Below are 18,932 nucleotides of genomic sequence, written 5' to 3'. Positions count from 1 at the left end.
TAGTAACCAGGCATCACAGGGAGAACCAAGGGGGGAGTGGATAAGCCATGTCACAGCAGGATATTCGGTGGGTCCAACGGCTGCATAGCTTTCAGAAAGCGTTGAAGCAGCTGGAAGAAGGCGTCCGGCTGCATCAGCAGCGGCCTTTAAGCCATCTTGAAAAACAGGGACTGATTCAAGCCTTTGAATTTACCCATGAGTTGGCCTGGAAAACGTTGAAAGATTTTTTGCAGGCCAGAGGAACGGTTGATATTTTTGGGTCCAGAGATGCCACTCGAGAGGCTTATGGACTGAAACTCATTGAGAATGGACAGGTGTGGATGGAGATGATTCAAAGCCGTAATTTGTCAAGTCACACCTACGATGAAGCCACTGCCGACGAAATCATTCGCCAGATCACCAGTGCATATGCCATTCAGTTCCAGCAACTTCAGGATAAAATGAATATCCTGGCCATCAGAGAAAAAGCAACAACCCACGAATCAGGCAGTGTTAAGCTAGACAATGAAGGATGAGCCCCATGCCCTACGGACTTGATGAACAAGTGATTCGACAGATGAGGCGTCTCTTCCAAAAGGAAGGGGCAGTTTGTCGTGTCATTCTTTATGGCTCAAGGGCCATGGGCACTTTCCACCAGGGGTCTGATATCGATTTGACCATTGAAGGGCCTTTGCTGGATTTCGACTTACTGCTGCGGCTGAAAGTGGAAATGGAGGAACTGAATCTTCCATATCGGGTGGATTTGTCGATTTGGGATCATCTTCAACATGAGGCGTTGAAAGAACACATTCGCCGGGTGGGTATTGTGATTTACGAAAAAGGTGACAAGATGGATAAATATAAAGATGAAGATGACTATGAAAATGAAAATGAAGGGAAAAACAAGGAAGAGCATGAAATAAAAAACCAATCTCACACATGGAAAAGTGAGCGAAAAATATGATCAAACAACGGAACATGTCCAATGTCCCCTGGCGGGCGGTGATTTCATGGGCTTTGGTCATCTCCTGGATGGCCCTTATTTTTTACCTGTCGGCTCAGCCGGCGGTGGACTCCAATGCATTGAGCACCGGGATCACCCAGCGATTGATGACAGTGCTGCAACAGGTCTTTCCCTGGTTGGTGGAGAGAATGGAGACCTGGCAGCTGAACCGGTTTGTTCGAAAAAGCGGTCATTTCTTCGCCTACATGGTGTTGGGGCTGCTGGTGAGCAATGCCCTTCATCACAGCGACCCCCAGTACACCGGCAGAAATGAAGATGCCAGGCATCCCTGGAATCGTTGGAAGCATCGGCATCTTTCACAGCCGCTGGTGGCACTCCTCATCTGCTTTCTCTATGCGGTGAGTGATGAGGTGCACCAGCTGTATGTGCCGGGGCGTGGCGGGCAGGTGTCGGATGTGGTGCTGGACACGGCAGGAGCCCTCGCGGGCATCCTATGCTACTGGCTTGGACGTTACCGGCATCGTCGTACCGCTTTCAAATAAGGTAAACAAAGAAAGACAGGGTGGAAAACACACTGTAAGGGAGAGGCATCAATGAAAGAAACAGTTTCCAAAGAAAAGCAGCATTGGCGCCACAAGGGGCGGCTGCTGCTCACCATACTGGAAGAACAAATGTATCGGATTTATCGGAAAAAACGGGCCCTTCCCCTTGCCGTTGCCCTGGGGCTGGCGGCTTTGCTGCTGGTTAGCCTGGTGCTGCTGACAGAACGGGACGGAGTGCAGGGGCATCTGTTCATCAATGAAGTGATGGCCTCCAACGGATCAGTGCTGCGGGATGAGGATGGCGATTACGCCGACTGGATTGAGCTTTACTACACTGGTCGCCAGCCCCTGGATCTCACCGGCTTTTACCTTTCCGATGATTCGCTGCATCTCATGAAATGGGAGTTTCCCCAGGGGGAAATCCAGCCCGGGGAGTATTTACTTATCTGGGCTTCCGGCAAAGATCAGGTGAGCCCGCTGGGGCAGCTGCACACCAACTTTCGCATCGGCGCATCAGGGGAAACCCTGACCCTAACTGCTCCCGACGGGGTGCGGATTATTGACCAGGCACCGGCAGCGGCCATGCTCCGGGACGTTTCCTGGGGACGGCGCACCGACGGTGGTGAAGACTGGCAGCTTTTTCAGGAAAGCACCCCTGGCAGCAGCAACGAGGCGGGGGTTTCCTACATGACCATCCTGGATCCTCCGGTGTTTTCCCACCAGGGCGGGTTTTATGAAGCAGCCTTTCAACTGAATCTCAGCCCTTCCCAGCCAGGGGTGAAGCTGTACTATACCCTGGATGGCTCGGTGCCTGACCCGGAAAATACGGGGGGCAGCATCTTTCAGGTGCGGCAGGAGTATCCCTTCGGAGAAACCCTCACGCTGGTTACCCGAACCCATCTGTACAGTGAAAAGGGCATACATATCAGAAATGCCCATGAAAACACCGGCGAATATGCCAGCGAAAACACCAGTCAGCAAACCGGCGAATATGCCAGCGAAAGCACCAGTCAGCAAACCGGCGAAATAACCGGTGAGCGAACCAGTGAGATCTTGAGGGAGGCGCCTGTTGATCAGCCGAAAGCAGCCATTTCCGGCAGCGAAGGGCTGCCGGCGGAGGGGGTTTATCTGGCAGGCATCAACACCCAGTTCATTCCCCAGCCACGACCGGTGCCGGAAGAACACTTCACCGGGCAGGTGGTGCGGGCCGTGGCGGTCACTGAAGATGGTCGGCGCAGCCCCGTGGTCACCCATACCTACTGGGTAGACCCAACCGGGTGGGAACGCTACTCTTTGCCGGTGGTGTCCGTGGTCACAGACCCGGCCCACCTTTTTGATGTGAACAGGGGAATTTACGTGGCGGGCAGTCACTATGAGACCTGGCAGGAAGCCCGCCCTGAGGCGGTTCCCGACGGTGATACCCCCGCCAACTACACCCAGCGGGGTCATGAGTGGGAGCAGCCTGCCCACGTGGCCTTCTATGAAACCGACGGCACGCTGGGCTTTGCCCAGGACATGGGCATCCGCATTCATGGGGGGTGGGGACGCAGCTACCCCCAAAAACCCCTGCGGCTGTACCCCCGGCACGACTATCATGAAAACAACCGCATTGTGTATCCCGTGTTTCCCGGCCTCACTGCCCAGGGAGATGCCAACCGGTTCATCACCGACTTCAACCGGCTGCTGCTGCGCAATGCAGGCAACGACTTTTACCGCACCTACCTGCGGGATCCCTACATGCAGCGGTTGGTGGCACACCTGAACCTGGACACCCAGGCCTACCGGCCGGTGGTTCACTTTGTCAATGGGGAGTACTGGGGCATTATCAACCTGCGGGAACGCTTTGACGCCAATTTCATTGAGAGTCATTACGGCGTGGCGCAAGAGGATGTGGTGATTCTGGGCGACGGCGCCCAGGTGGATGAAGGCCGTGCCGGTGACCGGGTGGCTTTTTTGGCCCTGCGCCAGTTTATTCGCAATGAAGACATGACCCGTGATGCCAACATGGCCCATGTGGCGGCCCGCATGGATCTGGAAAACTTCCGAGACTACTATATCAGTCAGATTTTCTTTCGAAATACCGACTGGCCCCTTCAGAATGTGCGCATCTGGCGGAAACGCACTGAACCCATTGGTGCCAGTGATGGTGAAGCAACTGAAGCAACTGAAGCTACTGAAGCCAATCAGGTTGATGGAGCCGATCAAGGCCATCTTCCCGTTGGTCACGATGGGCGATGGCGGTGGATGCTTTACGACACCGATCACGGTTTTGGCTTTGCCGGCGGCCTTCAGGCTTACACCCACAACACCCTGGCCTATGCCATGGGGCTGGAAGGTCATGAAGAATGGAGCAATCCGGAATGGAGCACGGTGATGTTCCGTAAGCTCCTGGAAAATGAAGGTTTTCGTCAGGACTTCATCAACACCTTTGCCCACCACCTGAACACCACCTTTCATCCCCGGCGGACGCTGGAGATGCTGGCGGAAATGCAGGCAGTCATCATGCCTGAAATGGCGGAACACCGCCAGCGCTGGGGCTTTGGTGGCGTGGGCTACAATGTGATGGAAACCTTCGCCCGGCAGCGTCCCAACGATGTGCGCCAGCATGTGATGGAAACCTTTGAGCTGCCAGGGCTGACCCGGGTGACGGTGGTGCTTCCAGAGGAAGGGCATATCACTCTTGGAGGCCATCCCCTTACCCGTGAAACGCCGGGAGCGATGGCCGGAACCATGGGCAGCCCTGCAGTTAACGCAAGTATTGCCAGCAGTGACGGGACAGCTGAAAAAGGCGCCCTTATCTGGCAGGGCACCTACTTTCAGGGTGTTCCCCTGGAGCTGGCGGTGGTGTCGGGTGATGGTCGCTCCATAAAAGAATGGTACGCCTTTGAAGATGTGAAAGCATTGGAGGATTTTGTCAGCGGAGAAGCAGGTGGCATCCACCAGGGGATTCCGGCAGTCCGCTTGCCTGAAGTGGTGGGGGAGGCAGCGGTGGCGCCGGATGAACCGTTGGCGGCAACTCTGACTCTGGTGCCGGGGAACCGGCCCCTTTATCTGGCCCCTGTCTTTCAGGGTGCCGGTGAATGATTGAGAAGTTGGGGCAGGTCTATTAGATGCAGGTGTGGGGTGTTCTGTGACATGCGGATCAGGTCTTCAGAAAAACCGTTTTTTGAGAAGAGGTAGTAGTAAACATTTTCGGAACTGACAGCTTTTCCAGCAGTAGCGGAACTTCCCTTCTGCTGCAACTGGAGAAAATTGGACAATGTCATCGGTTGATTACGATACTTGCATTCTCCCAACAACCAGTGTTGTCGATCCAGGTCAAAGGCCAGCAAATCAATTTCCTGATTTTTGTGCCACCAGCGACCTGCCCGTACAAAGGTGAATGGCAAGCGGTTACTTTTATTTAAGTGGCGGAGATAGAACAGGCAGGCTTTCTCGAAACTTTTTGAAACAAAGTCATTGAGAGAGGGTGCAACAACTTGTTGGTAAATCTGATGGCCGCTGCCAGCTTCCAGCTCGGAAAAGTAAGGGAAAACAAAGGCGTACCAGAAGCGAAAATAATGATCCGACAATTGGTACAGGCCGCGTTGAACGTTGGCCTGGTCCTTTGGGCTGGAGACGGTGGGAAATTCCCGGTAGATGATGTGCAAATCCAACAGATTCTTTAAATAGACAGAGAGTTTGCTCTTGTCGATTTGGGTTTTTTGATGGATGCCATTCAGTCCGGTATTGCCAAGGGCAATGGCCTCAATGATGGTATTGTAAACGGTCGTTTCCCGCAGCTCCTGGCGAAGGAGAAACTCAATCTCACTGTAGAGAATACTTCCCCGGGTGAAGATATGTTTGAGAATGTTTTCCTCCAGGGTCAGCCTGTCATCAAACTGTTTCAGATAATGGGGAATGCCTCCCAGGATTCCATAGGCGGCCACCTGGGATTCAGGAGAAAAATGGGGAAAAAATTGAATGGCCTCGTAAAAGTCCAACTCTTTCATTTTTAAGATCCCTGTGGCCCGTCCATAAAGGGGATTTTTTTCAGCCAGGATTTCTTTTTCAATAAATGCCATGGCACTTCCACAGAGAACAATCATGACATTTTCCTCTTTCAGCTGCTGGTCCCACAGCTTCTGAAGTATGGAGGGAATCTCATGATTGTTTTTTACCATATAAGGAAACTCATCAATAATAAGAAGTTTTTTTTCTGTGCCGGGCAGTTGGGTGATGGCAGAAAAAGCCTGTTCCCAGTCGGCGAAGGTATCGACATAAGCCGCCGCCGGGTGCTGCTGGGTGAGAATGCGGGAGCTAAAGGCTCTCAGCTGTTGCAAATCAGTGTATTCCGTACAGGTATAAAAGCAGTGGGGTTTCTCCTTGCAAAAGGCATGAAGGGTTTCGGTTTTGCCGATACGACGTCTTCCATAAAGCACCACCAGTTCCGCTTTTTCGCTGGCGTAAGCAGCTTCTAAAAAGTCCAGCTCTTCTTTTCTTCCGATAAACATGTCCGCACCTCCCGATCTCGTCTCTTAAAGCATCGCAAACCATCTTTCTTATCGAAATTGCAACGATCTTTCTTATCAAAATTGCCGGGGGCAAACCCTGCATACCAAATGCATTTTATGAGAACTCGAATTATTAGAATCACGATTATTAGAATTGCGATTATTATAATTATGATTCTAAAGCTTGCAATTTTAGTATAACGCAGCCCGCAGAAACCTGTCAACTGTCTGTCAATGCAAGAACAAAACTATCTGCAGCAGTTTTGTAGTGAACAGGTAATAGGGTTTTGCAGTGAACAGGTGACAGGGAATAGTGAATAAAAAGCTTGAAACCATTACGAAAGCGCTATCCATCGTTTACTTCACATGCTATTTCATTAGCCACAAAAAAATGCCGCTATCAGCGGCGTATGAGGATGAAGACAAAGGGATTTAGCCAGGGCAACTGACTCCAATTTACCAAATCCTTGTCTTCATCATATGTTGTCTACAGTCTGATATGCCGCTATCAGCGGCATGGCGGACAATAGATAAATTGGGATGAAGTCAGAAAATCTGGTGAAAGGCAGCAGGAGATCTATTGGCGAAAAACCGGACGCAGTGTCAGCGGCTGGGAAGGGTTCTGGGGTGTCAAGGTGATGGCGGAGTCATTGAGACTGCCGGCGGTGAGTTCGCTGCCAGGGGTGAGGCCGCCACCACTGATTTCCCAATGGCTGAACTGCCAGCCAGCCGCCGGGGTGGCGGTGAGATGCAGGGGAACGCCGGCAAACCATTCTCCCCGGAAGACGCCGTCGGAATCCTGATAAGACACCAGCTCAGCAGCAGCGAGGGTGCTCATGGTAACTTCACCCTGGTGAGTCAGGGGGAGATCCAATGCCACAGGCACACTGCCTGGCAGTCCAAAATAGGCGGCGGTGTGCTGCCGCAGGTAATCCGGCCGCAGGGCGGCATAGTCATGGATCACCTGAATTTCCCGGTGCCAGCTTTCCATGTCGCCGTACTGGGGCCACCGGTGAATGTTTCGGGGCATTTCCTCCCCCAACTGACGGGTGAAAAAGTCGGCTTCTGACTGCACGTGAGTGGTGCGGAAGACGGTGTTCAGCAGGTCGGCCAGACGGCTGGAAAAACCGTTGCGGAAGGCTTCACTGCGGGAAAGCTTGTGAAAAAGCGCTGATTCTTCCGCCAGCCAGCTGACAGTGTCATGGGTCTCATAGCCGTAACCCAGAAAATCGAAGGCGTAGTCCAAATCAAAGAGAATCCAGCGCCAGCGGCCGTCATGGCCGTAGGGGGCATCGGGCTGGTAAGCGGTGGTGCGCTTTCGCCACACCCGCATGTTGTTGGAAATCCAGTCAGTGTTGGCGGCGTAAAGCTGAGTGGCGAGGTGGTCGTACCAGTGGTCCATGTCAATCAGGGTGGCTGCCAGCTGAAAACGCTCTTCTTCGCTGAGGGCAAAACCGGTGATGCGGCTCATGTGCTGCTGGAACTCTTCGATGTCCACTGCTGTTCCCACTTCAGCCTCCCAGTCCCGTTCGTTGACGAGCACCAGGTCTTCAGGGGCGATGTTGTAATGTTCTCCCAGATAGTATTCGTCAAGCCTTTCCCGCAGGTGGTGAATGCCCCAGTATTCCCCGTTGAGGTAAACCACTGTGGGGCGCACCGCCTGGCTGTCCACCCGCAGGGGGTTCACCAGGCGGTGAATCAGGGCATCCCGAAAGAGGGAGTGGGACCAGTCGTTGCCGGAGTTGCGCAGCAACAGGCGTTTGTAGCGGGTCATGGCGGTGCCGTCGCCGGTGCGGGTGTGCCCGGGAAAAATCGGGTAGTCAAACCAGCTGGCGGTGTCGTAGCTGTCCCGGGCGTAGAGGCGCAGGTTTTTCTGGGCCCAGGCCCGGGTGAAGCCGCCGTGGATGCGTACCCCAATCTGCTGGGTAAAGGCAGGGGTACCGTCGGGTTCCAGCAGGGTGACATGGGCCGGGCGTTCCCAGTCTCGTCCCCGCTCCAGGTAATTGGCAGGGGAGTTTCCCAGCACCCGGGCTTCCGGATTTTCCTGCCGCCACTGGGTGAAAATGTCGCCGGGCACGTAAATGCCGGTTTCGTCATCAAAAAAGCCTGCAGGGTCGGTGATGAGGAGCACCGCGGGCATGGCCGGGTCACCGGCGACAGGCGAAGCCGTCGGCAGGGCATCGCTGCCCATTAAATAGGTGTGACCAACCACAGGGCTGGTCTCCCCTTCCTCATTCACTGCCATGGCCCGCACCACCGGGTGACGTACCCACCGGCCCTCAGGGGGCATCCATTGGTACCGGTCGTAACCCCATTCAGGGTAGAGCTCGTCGGAGGTGGTGGGAATCTGCATTAGCACCGGGGTGTCATCTGCCTCCAGCACCAGGGGTTCTCGGTATACAGGAGATTCGGTGGTGGGCAGGCTGCCATCCAGAGTGTAGTGGATGGTGGTCTCCGCCTGTGCCGACAGGGTCAGGGTCATTGGGCTGTTGTAAACCCCGGTGGTATGGGAAAAGACAGGAGGCACCAGGGTGTGGTTTTCGATGGTGTCTTCCGGCGGAGATTCAGGTAAGAGAAAAACGGCAGCGGCAATCAGAATCATGGCCGCTGCCGCCAGGATGAACAGCATCATTCGATTTTTAGTGGAACCGGTGGATCTCATGGGTCATTCCTCATTCCGCATTCCATTTTCACGACACTTTTGGTTCACTATTCCCTGCTACCTATTCATTGAAAAGCCGCAGTCAGCGGCTTTGATCTATCCCTTAATCATAGCTCTGTTCATCCAGCAGCAAGGCCACGTTCAGGTTGCCGTTCCGTTCCCGGACTTCGTCGATCATTTCCTTTTCGCTGATGCCCCGTTTCACCCGCACGCTATACACCACTTCAAACATGGTCCCCAGGCTGACGGTGCGCACACTGAGAAAGCTGTGCTGGTCGGTGTATTTGTTGAGCACATCGTCATAGAGCCCTTCGTAGTTCAGGTTTTCCGGCAAAGTGATTTTCAGCAGCTTCAGCTTGTCTTCATTGCGGCCGTAATCGGTGGTTTCCAGCAGTACCACAATGAGGGACAAGAGCACTGACAAAATGACAGCGGCGGTGAAGAGGCCGGCACCGCAGGCCAGGCCCACGCCCATGGAGAAAAACACATAGGCCACATCCCGGGGGTCCCGGATGGCGCTTCGGAACCGGATGATGGAAAGGGCCCCTGCCAGGCTGAAGGCCCGGGCGATGTTGCTGCCGATGACAATGATGATGACAGAGATGGTCACACCCACAATCACCAGCGTATGCACAAAACTCTGGGAATAAAAACGTCCCCGGTGGGTACGGATATAGCTGTAGGTAATCAATAATTGCAGGGCAAAACAGATCAGCACGGTGAAAATCACTTCAACCGCCGTCGCCCGGGCCCCCACTTCGTGGAGCCGAAAGAGTTCTTCCAATCCATTCATTTAAGCATGCCTCCTGTCAGATTCTACCGCGGTGTCGTTGACTTCCGGCGGGCTGTAGCTGGTGGAATATTTGGAGAAAGCCTGCTTGCGGCAGGATAGGCGGGAGAGGGTTCCGGCCAGCCACAGGGGAATGGTGCCACTGGACTTCACCTCCAGCACCACCCGCCCTGTGGGCAGGTACAGCTCATCGTGGGCAGGGTCGCAGCCCAGCTGTGGTTCCAGCAGGGTGGTGCGTTTGGTCAGCTGCCGGTCCATGGTGACCCGCAGGTCTTCATCAAAAATGCCCACATGGGCTTGGCGTATGTAAGCAATCACCACCCGGGGTTCCAGGCGGTAGTGCTGCCGCAAAAAGCCGATTTCCCGCAGCACGTGGGCTTCCAGGGGAAAGGTTTCGCAGAGGTCTTGCAGGGTAATACGGTCTGCCAGCCAGTCATAGACGCTTTTCAGGGTGAGTTTGGCCCGGCGTTTACTCACGAACCCCTTGAACTTTTTCTTGATTTCAAAAAAACAGGGATCCATGAGGGTGGGCTGGTTGTAGACCCGCAGCCGCAGTTTCTGGCGAAACTGTTCTGCCCGCAGGTACTCATCATGAAACAGGTTTTCCCGGGTATCAAAATAAAGGCTGCTGATCCGGTAGTGGGCCGCCTCGTTGGTGTGGCGGTCCCGCTTCATGTGAGGCTGAATAGCCTCCAGCATTTGGGCGGCCGTCTCCTCAGAAATCACATATTTAAATTCATGGCGGTTGAAAAAGCGCTCGTTCATGAAAAAGCCCCTTTCCGTCCCCGTTGCCACAGGGGCGGCTCTTTTGCATCACCACCATTATAAGGCAATTGGCGCAGGGGGGCAAGGGAAATCAGGGAAGCAGCCAATGAGATTTCCAGGGTTGACGCTGTCATAGGGCTGTGAGATCATGAGCGAGAGAACATCAATGTTACCCAGGCAGACAGGCCAGATGGTTATCCTGATCATCAAGCTAAAGCAGGTCAGCCAGCCATCCAAGTCATCAAGCTAAGGCAAGTCAGCCAGGAAAGGAACTGAGAGATCAATGAAATACATGAATCCGGTGGTGCCGGCCACCTTTTTAAAACGCCCCAACCGGTTTGTGGCCCATGTGATTTTAGCGGACGATGTGGCGGGAAAAGAAGAAGTGGTGCATGTGAAAAACACCGGACGCTGCCGGGAGCTGCTGGTTCCGGGAGCACGGGTATACCTGGAGGATTGCCGCAGTCACCCGGGGCGAAAGACCCGGTACTCCCTGATTGCCGTGGAGAAAGACATCGCTGATGGGCAGAAAGAACATATTTCTGCAAACAACGAAAGTGATTCTGCAGAGAAGAAAACCATGCTGGTGAACATGGACTCCCAGGCTCCCAATGCAGTGGTGGCAGAGGGCATTCTGGCAGGAAAACTGCCCCTGATGACTTCAGTCACCAGCCTGCGCCGGGAAGTGACCTTCGGAAATTCAAGGTTTGACATGCGGGTGGAGGGAATCAACGAAAAAGGGGAGCCGACGACGGCTTTTGTGGAAGTAAAAGGGGTGACGCTGGAGCAGGGTGGTGTCTCTGCTTTTCCCGATGCTCCCACTATTCGAGGGCGACGCCACCTGCTGGAGCTGGCAGAAGCCGTTGCCCAGGGATATCAGGGCGTGGTGGTGTTTCTCATGCAGATGAAGGGCCCACGGCTCTTTGTGCCTCACTGGGAGCGGGACCCGGCCTTTGCAGCGGCGCTGGTGCAGGTGCAGCAGGCGGGGGTGCAGGTGCTGGTCTATGATTCCTTGGTGACACCCGCCACCATGGAGCTGGGGGGTATATTGCCCATTGACCTGAATCAACGCACTTTTGTGCAGGCATAGGAATTAGCAGGGGCAAAAAGCTGTGGATAACGCTTTGGCAATGGCTTTAAGCTTTTTATTCACTATTCCCGCTAACGATTCACTGAAAAACTAACACCAGGCGGTTTGGTGCAGGAATCATCTGAGAAGCTCAGGAAAGAATTGATTAATCATTCGGAAAATGTTAAGATAGACTCAGCATAAGGGTTGTCAGATGTCCGACAAATTCGGACAAGTGGAGACCCGTACAGGTAAAAGAAGTTCATTTTCAGCCAATTTCAAGGAGGTTATGGGATGAAAGCAACGGGAATGGCAACAGAACCAATCAGCAAGAACCGATGGAAGCAGCAATGGGCATGTGTGTTACTGACGGTGTGCCTGCTTTTCTCATCGGCAGTGATGCCGGTGATGGCACAGCCCCTGCCGGTGGAAGCACCGGTGACAGCGGTACTGTCCACTGAAGCAGCGGCGAATGTCTCGCAGCAGGTGGCAGCATATGAACGGTTTATGGACCACCAGTATGGTATTAAATTGTCAGCATCAATGACCCCCCAAACCTTTGCCGGATTATTGAACCGTGTGTCCCGACAGGAGGTGGCCCCGGCCTCAGCTGATGCTGAGCTGCTCACAGTCTTTGACGCCGTGGAAATGGCAGTGGCCGCCGCTAATCAAAAGCAGCTGGCCGGCACTTATCCTGAAGCCAAGGTATGGGCCAGTCTGGCAGCCGCTGGAATCGCCGATGAACTGGCAGATATGCCGGCAGATCACTCCCTGGCAGCCCTGGCAGTGGCCCTTGATCTTCAAATGATTCCTGCTGACCTGCTGGTCGGTCTGAACCTGTCAGAAGAGCAGGCTCCCAGCGACGTGACCACCCTGCTGGCAGGAAAAGTGGTGGAAATGAACGGACGCTACAAAAACTACCTGGGACAAATCAGTGACCCGGCCATCTTCGGAAAGATCTACACTGCCTGGGAAGCCCAGACATTGATTGAAGCCACTGAGCTTCGGGAACTGATTAACCAGGTGCTGGAAGCCGACGTCATCACCGGGTACAACGTGAAGGACCTGCAGTTCGACCCCCGGTTTGACCCTGAGCTCACCATCACCTACGGGCATTCCAATATCGTGCATGCCCTGCAGCTCATTGGCCTGCTTCGCAGCGAAGGCATCAACGCCCGGGTACAGCTGGAGCCCAAGTCATCTGCTTACATCTATATGAAAGAATGGGGCGAGCCTCAGGAAAGCCCCGGCTATCAGGTGGCCATGATTGAAAACGGCAATTACATCGCCTATGCCAAAGAGTACGACATCAGCTTTGAATTCTTCACCAAGCAGGAAAAAGAACGGTTCCAGGACATTATCTTTGCCTATGCCAAGCGCAATCAGGAAGACATGACCGGTCTCATTGCCGGCTCGTGGTGGCAGCCCCTGTTCTACTCCCTGACTCCGCTGGAAGACTACCTGGTGATCACCAATAATTATATTCAGGCAGAAGGCAAGCTGGCCCAGAGCTTTTCTTTACAGGAAGATTCAGAAGCAGTGATGACAGCGATTCAGGAGTTGGGAGCGGACATGGATGTGGTGACTTACGACTTTTGGGTGGATGAACCCTTCTTCAATTATCTCACCGGAGGGTACCAGTAGCAGGAAGGAAGACAATTGACATGCGTATGCAACAAGAACGGGAAATGATTGTGGAATACGGCCAAAAGCTGGTGACAGCAGGCCTGACCAAGGGAACCGGCGGCAACATCAGTGTGTTTTGTCGGGAAGAGGGCCTGATGGCCATCAGCCCCAGCGGCATTGATTATTTTGAAACCACCCCTGAAGATGTGGTAGTGATGAACCTCCAGGGGGAAGTGGTGGAAGGGGAGCGAAAACCCTCCAGCGAGGTGGACCTGCATCGCATCTTTTATCAACAGCGGGACGACATTGATGCAATCATCCACGCTCACACCATGTATGCCACCACCATTGCCTGCCTGGGCTGGAATCTGCCGCCGGTGCACTACATGATTGCCGTTGCGGGAAAAGACGTGCGCTGCGCCCCCTACGCCACCTTTGGCACCGTGGAACTGGCAGAAAATGCCTTTGAAGCCATGAAAGACCGGCGGGCAGTCTTGCTGGCCAACCATGGCCTTTTGGCAGGGGCCGGTGATCTGCTGAATGCCTTTAACATTGTGGAAGAAATTGAGTATTGTGCAGAAATCTACTACCGTACCAAAGGCATTGGCGATCCGGTAATTTTGCCTGATGAAGAAATGACATTGATGCTGGAGAAGTTCAAGACTTACGGACAGCGGAAGTAAGCATCACTGATAAGTAAGCATCATTGAAGCGGAAAGACAGCAAATGAGGGGAAGCGCAGTTGCATCTCAGTAACAAGCAATGAAAACCCCAAAGCCAACGCATCAAAAAATATGAGGCCGCCGGCATCCCAGCATATGGGAAGCCAGCGGCCTTACTTCTGAAACCAAACGTTTTTTAGCAAATGACACGTGCCAACCATGGCGGCTGCCCAGGGAGTTGCCGTGACCACCTGTGATCATAGAGTTTTCAGATGTGCCGACTGTGTCACGTCTCCGGGTTATCAGGTGCATTTTCCGCATCAGCTCCGATGACTTTTTCGACAAAGACTGCCACCAGATGGGGGTCAAACTGGGTCCCGGCACAGCGGTACAACTCTTTCGCCGCAGCTTCTGGCGTCAGCGTATGACGATAACTCCGCTCGCTAATCATGGCATCATAGGCATCTGTGATGGCGATGATCCGGGCCTGCATGGGGGTGGCCTCACCTGCCAGGCCACGGGGGTAGCCGGTACCATCCCACCGCTCGTGGTGGCACAACACGTATTCTGCCATGTCCACCATGTCATTGACAGAGCTGAGGATACGAAACCCAATCTCCGGGTGGCGCTTAATCTCTTCATATTCTTCTTCTGTCAGCCGGCCAGGCTTGTTGAGAATTTCTTCATTAATGGCAATTTTGCCAATATCGTGGAGCAGTCCCATGGTTCGAATCTGCTCTACATCCCGCTGAGAAAAACCCATCACTTGGGCCAGTGCCATGGAAAGCTGGGATACCCGTTTAGAATGGGCTTCTTCCCTTTCATTCTTTTCGTGGAGGGTTCTAATGATGGCATTAATGGTTTTGCTGCGCATGCTGGGGCCTTCAAAAAGCTTTTTTTGATACATATGGTCTTCTGCCCGATTGAAAATTTCCTGCATGTCTTCGTTTGGATCAGTTTTGACTTCCCAGCCAAAGGAAATCGACAGCTCCAGCGACCCAATTGTCTCCACGGCCGCCAGCTTCTGGATCCGATCCACCAGTTTTTCAGCCTGTTCCCCCGTCATACCCGGCACCAGCAACACAAACTCATCACCGCCGATGCGGGCAATGATTTCGTCGGGTCTGCAACCACGGGTCAGCACTTCCGCCAGTTTCTGAAGCAGTTCATCTCCCTTGGCGTGACCAAAAGAGTCGTTAATCAGCTTCAATCCATTCACATCTGCCATAAGGAGACACAGTGGAAGATTACGCTCCGTATCCAGGCGTTTCAGTTCCTCCTCAAAGAACCGACGGTTGTATAAGCCGGTGAGCTGATCGCGGTAGCTCAAATACTCGATTTCTTCCTGGTAGCGTTTTTCCTGGGTGATGTCCCGGGTAATGCCAATCACTGCTGTTGATTCCAGGGGAACAAGACGCATTTCAAAAATGCGGCGCTCCCCCCTGAGGGGGATCTCAAATTCAAATCGTTCCAACTTGCCACTTTCCAGTGATTTCTGGATAGAAGCCAGACACGCTTCCGCCAGTTCGTGGGGAAGCACGTCTTCCAGCAATTTGCCGATCAGTGACTGGGTCGGCATCTGCAGATGGGTGTGATCACTGGCCTGACAATCAATGAACTGACCCTTAGGATCAAAGGTGAAGATAATGTCTGGCAACGCCTGGACAATGGCCCTGTTTTTCTGCTCACTCTCCGCCAGCCGCCGCTCACTTTCCCTGATGCGATCCAGCTGTTCCCGCAGCTCCTGCTCCATGGCAGTGAGCTCTTCCATGGAAGCTTCCATCTCCATGTTCAGTGACTGCAGCTCCAGCTGTTTTAGCTGCAGTTCCTCATTGGCGCTTCTCAGGGCACTGGTGCGTTTGTGAACCAGATACCGCAGAAAAAGAGACATCCCCAGAAGCACGACAACCATGCCGCCTGCCACCAGCAGGAAGCGATGATACCTCACCAGATTCTGGCGAAAATCCTGCTCTTCATACACCCCCAGCCATTCATCATAAATGGCCTGGTACTCGCCGGTGGCCTGGACGATTTTTAGACCGCCGTTTAGGAGCAGGAGTAAATCTTCATTGTCCCGGCGTACCGCCATGGAATAGTCATTGGGGATCAGTTGCAGGCCTTGGGAGCGAAGCTGGGAAAACCCCTGTTCTTCCATGGCATAGATGCCAGGCAGCTTCATCAGCCCGGCATAGTCGTAAGTACCGTCTGCCACTAAAGAAAGGGCTTCATTGACGGTAAAGACTTCTATTAACTGGATCTCCAGTTCCGCCCCTGCCAGGTACTCTGCCACAATATCTCCTTTTTGCACCACCACCGTCTGGCCCTGCAGATCTTCCAGTGATTCCAGCACCGTGGCTGAACGGGTGAAGATATCACCACTGGTCACACTGTGACGGGTGGTAAAGGCATAAGTCTGGGCGCGTTCTTCTGAGTAGAACATGCCGGAGATGGCATCGATTTCTCCCGCTTCCAGAGCCTCCCGGGTACGTGACCATTCATCCAGTCGAATTTCCACCGTCAACCCCATGGCTTCTCCCGCCGCTTTGGCCAAGGCAATATTAAAACCCTGAGGATTACCGTCAGTATCCAAATAACTGTAGGGTGGATAGTTGATATCATCTCCCACCACAATTCGGTTGGAGTTATTGTTGAGTCTGGTATTTCCAGGCATGGCTGCTGCGCCGTATCCACTTAAGAATATGGTGATCAGCATGCCCGCAACAACTAATCCTGCCCAGTGTTTGCTTCTGGTCATGTGCCACGCTCCCGTTAAGAATTTTTGCTCTTTCCGGATTCTGTGCTTCTGTTCTTTTCTTTAGTTATACTTACCCACCACTCTTCCTCCCACACCATTTTTCTGGTGTGATCTCTTTGGTCATCGTGTTTTTCATCTCAAACAAAGGACAAACAAATGGCCTCCTGGTTTCACCTTAATCCTGGTTTTACCTTAATATAGGGAATGAATGTTAATTTGTGAAATGCGGATACCATCATAGCGCTGACAAGAAACCGCCTGCAATGAGTCTTTCAACTCATCGCAGGCGGTATTATGCTGATAGATTATAAGCAGGATTCTCTTCTTGCTGGCTTTGATGTATAGCTGGCATTCCTGCTTTCATTATCCTTATTTTGTTTTTCTTATTCACTATTCCCGATCAACTATTCACTGCAGTTCTAGTGCATGACCTCCTGATTATCAATAACAATCTGGTTTTCAAACACATAAGCGTTGTTCATGGGAATCACATCGCGGAAAAAAGTGAGGGGCACAAAAGTGCGGCCTTCCCGCAGCGCCGGCGGTGTACCCAATCGAATGGGAGAATCCTGGCTCATATCCACATAAGCGTCGGCACCAATGGTGAGGGAGTGACTGTCGGAAAGGGTGACAGTCTGGGTTTCAGCCAGCCAGTGTACCCGATAGCCCAGGGATTCGGCAATGATTTTCAGCGGCACCATCACCACCTGGTCATCGGTGGCCCAGGCGGCGGGAGCATCGCGAAGAATGGCGTTTTCCACCACCAGATCCATGCCTTCAAGGGCAGGCATCCAGTCGGGTTCGTGGGTGATGGGGCGGGAAGCCGCATTGCCATCTTCTGCCGGCTTTACAGGTTCAGTTTCGTCCTCAACCGCACCTTCACCTTCACTTTCGCCTTCATCTTCTCCGGCGATCTCATCTGCGGCTTCGTTTTCATCATTTTCGTCTTCGGTAACATCAGCATCATTCAGTTCCGCCGACAGCACCACCACACGTTGGGGGCGGGTTTGGGCAGGAATGCTACGGGTGGAAGCACCGTAGGCCACTGCCAGTGTATGGCCGGCGAGAGACTCTGTGAAAGGCTGACCATCGGGAGTTTCCACCTGGGTATCCTCCGTGATTACCAGCATCAGTGTTTCGGTGGCATCCACCAGGTCGCTGCCAAACTCCCCTACAAACAGATTGGTGTCTCCCGGGTTTACTGCCAGGGCCACAATGGGATACTGGGGAGGATAAATGAGAATCATGGGGGCGTTCAAGTCATAAAAGCCGGTAACCGTGTCGCCTGCTTCGGGGGCTTCGTCACTGAAGAGGAAGGTATCAGTGGTGATGGTGAGCCAGGTTGGGTTCTCTTCGTCCTCCAGTACGATGTAATAAGCATCGGGGAGTGACTGCATGGGCCGTATTTCTCCCACGGTGCCTGTGATGGAGCCAAAGGCGGGAACGGGCTCCCGCTGGGTGAGGGCAGAAAAACTTTCGCCGGCCAGGTTTTCACCAAAGGCGGTGAAAGTTCCAAGGGGCAACAGCAGGGCCAGTGCCAGTAAAACGGCCAGGGGTTGAAACGATTTTTTTCGGTGCTGAAGATTGGAAATCAAAAACATGTGAATAGCTCCTTTCCATATGATCGCAAGGATGACATTTCTGTTGAAATCAATGTAAGTTGCGATGATGATTGGGGGGTGTTGCATTTCACCCGACATTCTTTAAGACGGGGCATCCAATAAAAAAGTTGCATCAGTTAATGACTTTCTTTCAGTTTCCCCCCAGAGGGGAACCTGAAGGGAACGGTTCAAAGGAATGGTTATGAGAAGACATCAATGCAGGCAAGTAACGGAAGTGCTGGTGGAGCAGGGGGACATCCTCGGGCATCCTTGACACCCGCAATGAACCCTGATAGAATGAGGTAGTTTATCTTTTAAAGTGATTCCGTGAGATCACAAAAGAGCCATCATTGCATTGGCTGGCAGGCTTGCCTGGCAGCACCGGAAAAGTATTTCCCGGAATAAGATGACAACGGCTTGCCTCACGGTGAGTCTTTTTTTGACGGCAAAGGAGGAAATGTTAATGGAATGGCAGACGAAGTCGGTGATTCTGGATGGCGAAAAAATGGGACGCTCTTTGACGCGAATGGCCCATGAAATAATCGAAAAAAACCGGGGGATTGAAGAAGTGGTGCTGGTGGGTATTCATACCCGGGGGGTACCCCTGGCCCGGCGCCTGCAGGAAAAAATAAGCCAGATCGAAAGTGTCACCGTTCCTCTGGGAGAGTTGGATATCACCTTTTACCGGGATGACCTCACCACCCGTTCAGATATGCCAGTGGTGAAACCCGCTGAACTACCCTTCTCCATCACAGGCAAGGTGGTGGTGCTGGTGGATGATGTGCTTTACACCGGCCGCACCATTCGGGCTGCCATGGATGCCCTCATGGATTTGGGACGAGCACAGAAAATACAGGCGGCGGTGCTGGTGGACCGGGGACACCGGGAACTGCCCATTCGGGCAGACTACGTGGGGAAAAATGTACCCACCTCCCATCAGGAAATGATTGCTGTGCAACTAACAGAAACTGACGGCACCGATCAGGTCACCATTAAAACCGCGCCATAGCCACAAAAAACTTCA

16 protein-coding genes are annotated in these 18,932 nt (G+C 53.2%); 9 read left to right on the top strand and 7 right to left on the bottom strand.

Annotated features, from left to right (window positions below):
* The first annotated feature begins 47 nt into the window (after positions 1–47).
* Genes AAIG11_RS09650 through AAIG11_RS09635 form a run of 4 tightly spaced genes read left to right on the top strand, consistent with a single transcriptional unit; the run spans position 48 to position 4,569 of the window.
* A complete protein-coding gene (locus tag AAIG11_RS09650; RefSeq protein ID WP_343186038.1) occupies positions 48–515 on the top strand; it encodes a nucleotidyltransferase substrate binding protein in 468 nt (155 codons plus the stop codon).
* Between the two features lie 5 nt (positions 516–520).
* Positions 521–943: a nucleotidyltransferase family protein gene (locus AAIG11_RS09645; RefSeq protein ID WP_343186037.1), complete on the top strand. Its 423-nt coding sequence runs from the start codon at positions 521–523 to the stop codon at positions 941–943.
* The gene (locus AAIG11_RS09640) at positions 940–1,485 is read left to right on the top strand and encodes a VanZ family protein (protein WP_343186036.1); all 546 of its coding nucleotides are present in this window, start codon (positions 940–942) and stop codon (positions 1,483–1,485) included. Before AAIG11_RS09645 ends, AAIG11_RS09640 begins: the two co-directional genes overlap by 4 nt.
* Before the next feature lie 51 nt (positions 1,486–1,536).
* On the top strand, positions 1,537–4,569 hold the full coding sequence (locus AAIG11_RS09635) for a CotH kinase family protein (RefSeq protein WP_343186035.1): 3,033 nt from the start codon (positions 1,537–1,539) through the stop codon (positions 4,567–4,569).
* Here the strand turns inward: AAIG11_RS09635 and AAIG11_RS09630 are convergent.
* Complete coding sequence (locus tag AAIG11_RS09630) at positions 4,551–5,978, bottom strand: ATP-binding protein (RefSeq protein ID WP_343186034.1); 1,428 nt, start codon at positions 5,976–5,978, stop codon at positions 4,551–4,553. The genes AAIG11_RS09635 and AAIG11_RS09630 overlap by 19 nt on opposite strands.
* Before the next feature lie 313 nt (positions 5,979–6,291).
* Here AAIG11_RS09630 and AAIG11_RS09625 point away from each other — a divergent pair, with 313 nt between their 5' ends.
* Positions 6,292–6,414 (top strand): hypothetical protein, encoded by a 123-nt coding sequence (locus AAIG11_RS09625; protein WP_343186033.1) that lies wholly within the window; start codon positions 6,292–6,294, stop codon positions 6,412–6,414.
* Between the two features lie 141 nt (positions 6,415–6,555).
* Here AAIG11_RS09625 and AAIG11_RS09620 read toward each other — a convergent pair whose 3' ends face one another.
* The 4 genes from AAIG11_RS09620 to AAIG11_RS09605 form a co-directional block, all read right to left on the bottom strand.
* Positions 6,556–8,640, bottom strand: a complete 2,085-nt coding sequence (locus tag AAIG11_RS09620) for a CotH kinase family protein (RefSeq protein WP_343186032.1) — start codon at positions 8,638–8,640, stop codon at positions 6,556–6,558.
* Between the two features lie 103 nt (positions 8,641–8,743).
* Positions 8,744–9,433, bottom strand: a complete 690-nt coding sequence (locus tag AAIG11_RS09615) for a DUF4956 domain-containing protein (protein WP_343186031.1) — start codon at positions 9,431–9,433, stop codon at positions 8,744–8,746.
* Entirely contained in the window at positions 9,434–10,195 is a 762-nt protein-coding gene (locus tag AAIG11_RS09610) for a VTC domain-containing protein (protein WP_343186030.1), read from the bottom strand.
* Positions 10,192–10,329, bottom strand: a complete 138-nt coding sequence (locus AAIG11_RS09605; RefSeq protein WP_343186029.1) for a hypothetical protein — start codon at positions 10,327–10,329, stop codon at positions 10,192–10,194. Before AAIG11_RS09605 ends, AAIG11_RS09610 begins: the two co-directional genes overlap by 4 nt.
* A gap of 149 nt (positions 10,330–10,478) precedes the next feature.
* Between AAIG11_RS09605 and AAIG11_RS09600 the strand changes: the two genes are divergently transcribed.
* From AAIG11_RS09600 to AAIG11_RS09590, 3 genes are all read left to right on the top strand, one after another.
* Positions 10,479–11,285 carry a DNA/RNA nuclease SfsA gene (locus AAIG11_RS09600; RefSeq protein ID WP_343186028.1) on the top strand — a complete coding sequence of 269 codons (807 nt, stop codon included), beginning with the start codon at positions 10,479–10,481 and terminating at the stop codon, positions 11,283–11,285.
* A 273-nt stretch (positions 11,286–11,558) separates the two neighbouring features.
* Positions 11,559–12,908, top strand: a complete 1,350-nt coding sequence (locus AAIG11_RS09595) for a hypothetical protein (RefSeq protein WP_343186027.1) — start codon at positions 11,559–11,561, stop codon at positions 12,906–12,908.
* Positions 12,909–12,928: 20 nt separating this feature from the next.
* Positions 12,929–13,573, top strand: a complete 645-nt coding sequence (locus tag AAIG11_RS09590; protein ID WP_343186026.1) for an L-fuculose-phosphate aldolase — start codon at positions 12,929–12,931, stop codon at positions 13,571–13,573.
* A 265-nt stretch (positions 13,574–13,838) separates the two neighbouring features.
* Here the strand turns inward: AAIG11_RS09590 and AAIG11_RS09585 are convergent, their stop codons facing one another.
* Both AAIG11_RS09585 and AAIG11_RS09580 read right to left on the bottom strand, forming a co-directional pair.
* Complete coding sequence (locus tag AAIG11_RS09585; RefSeq protein ID WP_343186025.1) at positions 13,839–16,307, bottom strand: HD domain-containing phosphohydrolase; 2,469 nt, start codon at positions 16,305–16,307, stop codon at positions 13,839–13,841.
* Between the two features lie 419 nt (positions 16,308–16,726).
* Positions 16,727–17,908 carry a copper amine oxidase N-terminal domain-containing protein gene (locus AAIG11_RS09580; protein ID WP_343186024.1) on the bottom strand — a complete coding sequence of 394 codons (1,182 nt, stop codon included), beginning with the start codon at positions 17,906–17,908 and terminating at the stop codon, positions 16,727–16,729.
* Positions 17,909–18,371: 463 nt separating this feature from the next.
* Here AAIG11_RS09580 and pyrR point away from each other — a divergent pair, with 463 nt between their 5' ends.
* Positions 18,372–18,917: a bifunctional pyr operon transcriptional regulator/uracil phosphoribosyltransferase PyrR gene (pyrR, locus tag AAIG11_RS09575; RefSeq protein ID WP_343186023.1), complete on the top strand. Its 546-nt coding sequence runs from the start codon at positions 18,372–18,374 to the stop codon at positions 18,915–18,917.
* The last annotated feature ends 15 nt before the right edge of the window (positions 18,918–18,932 follow it).

The sequence above is a fragment of the Anoxynatronum sibiricum genome (genome assembly GCF_039414295.1).
GTDB classification, from domain to species: domain Bacteria; phylum Bacillota; class Clostridia; order Peptostreptococcales; family Tindalliaceae; genus Anoxynatronum; species Anoxynatronum sibiricum.
This window is presented reverse-complemented; position numbering and strand designations above follow the sequence as displayed.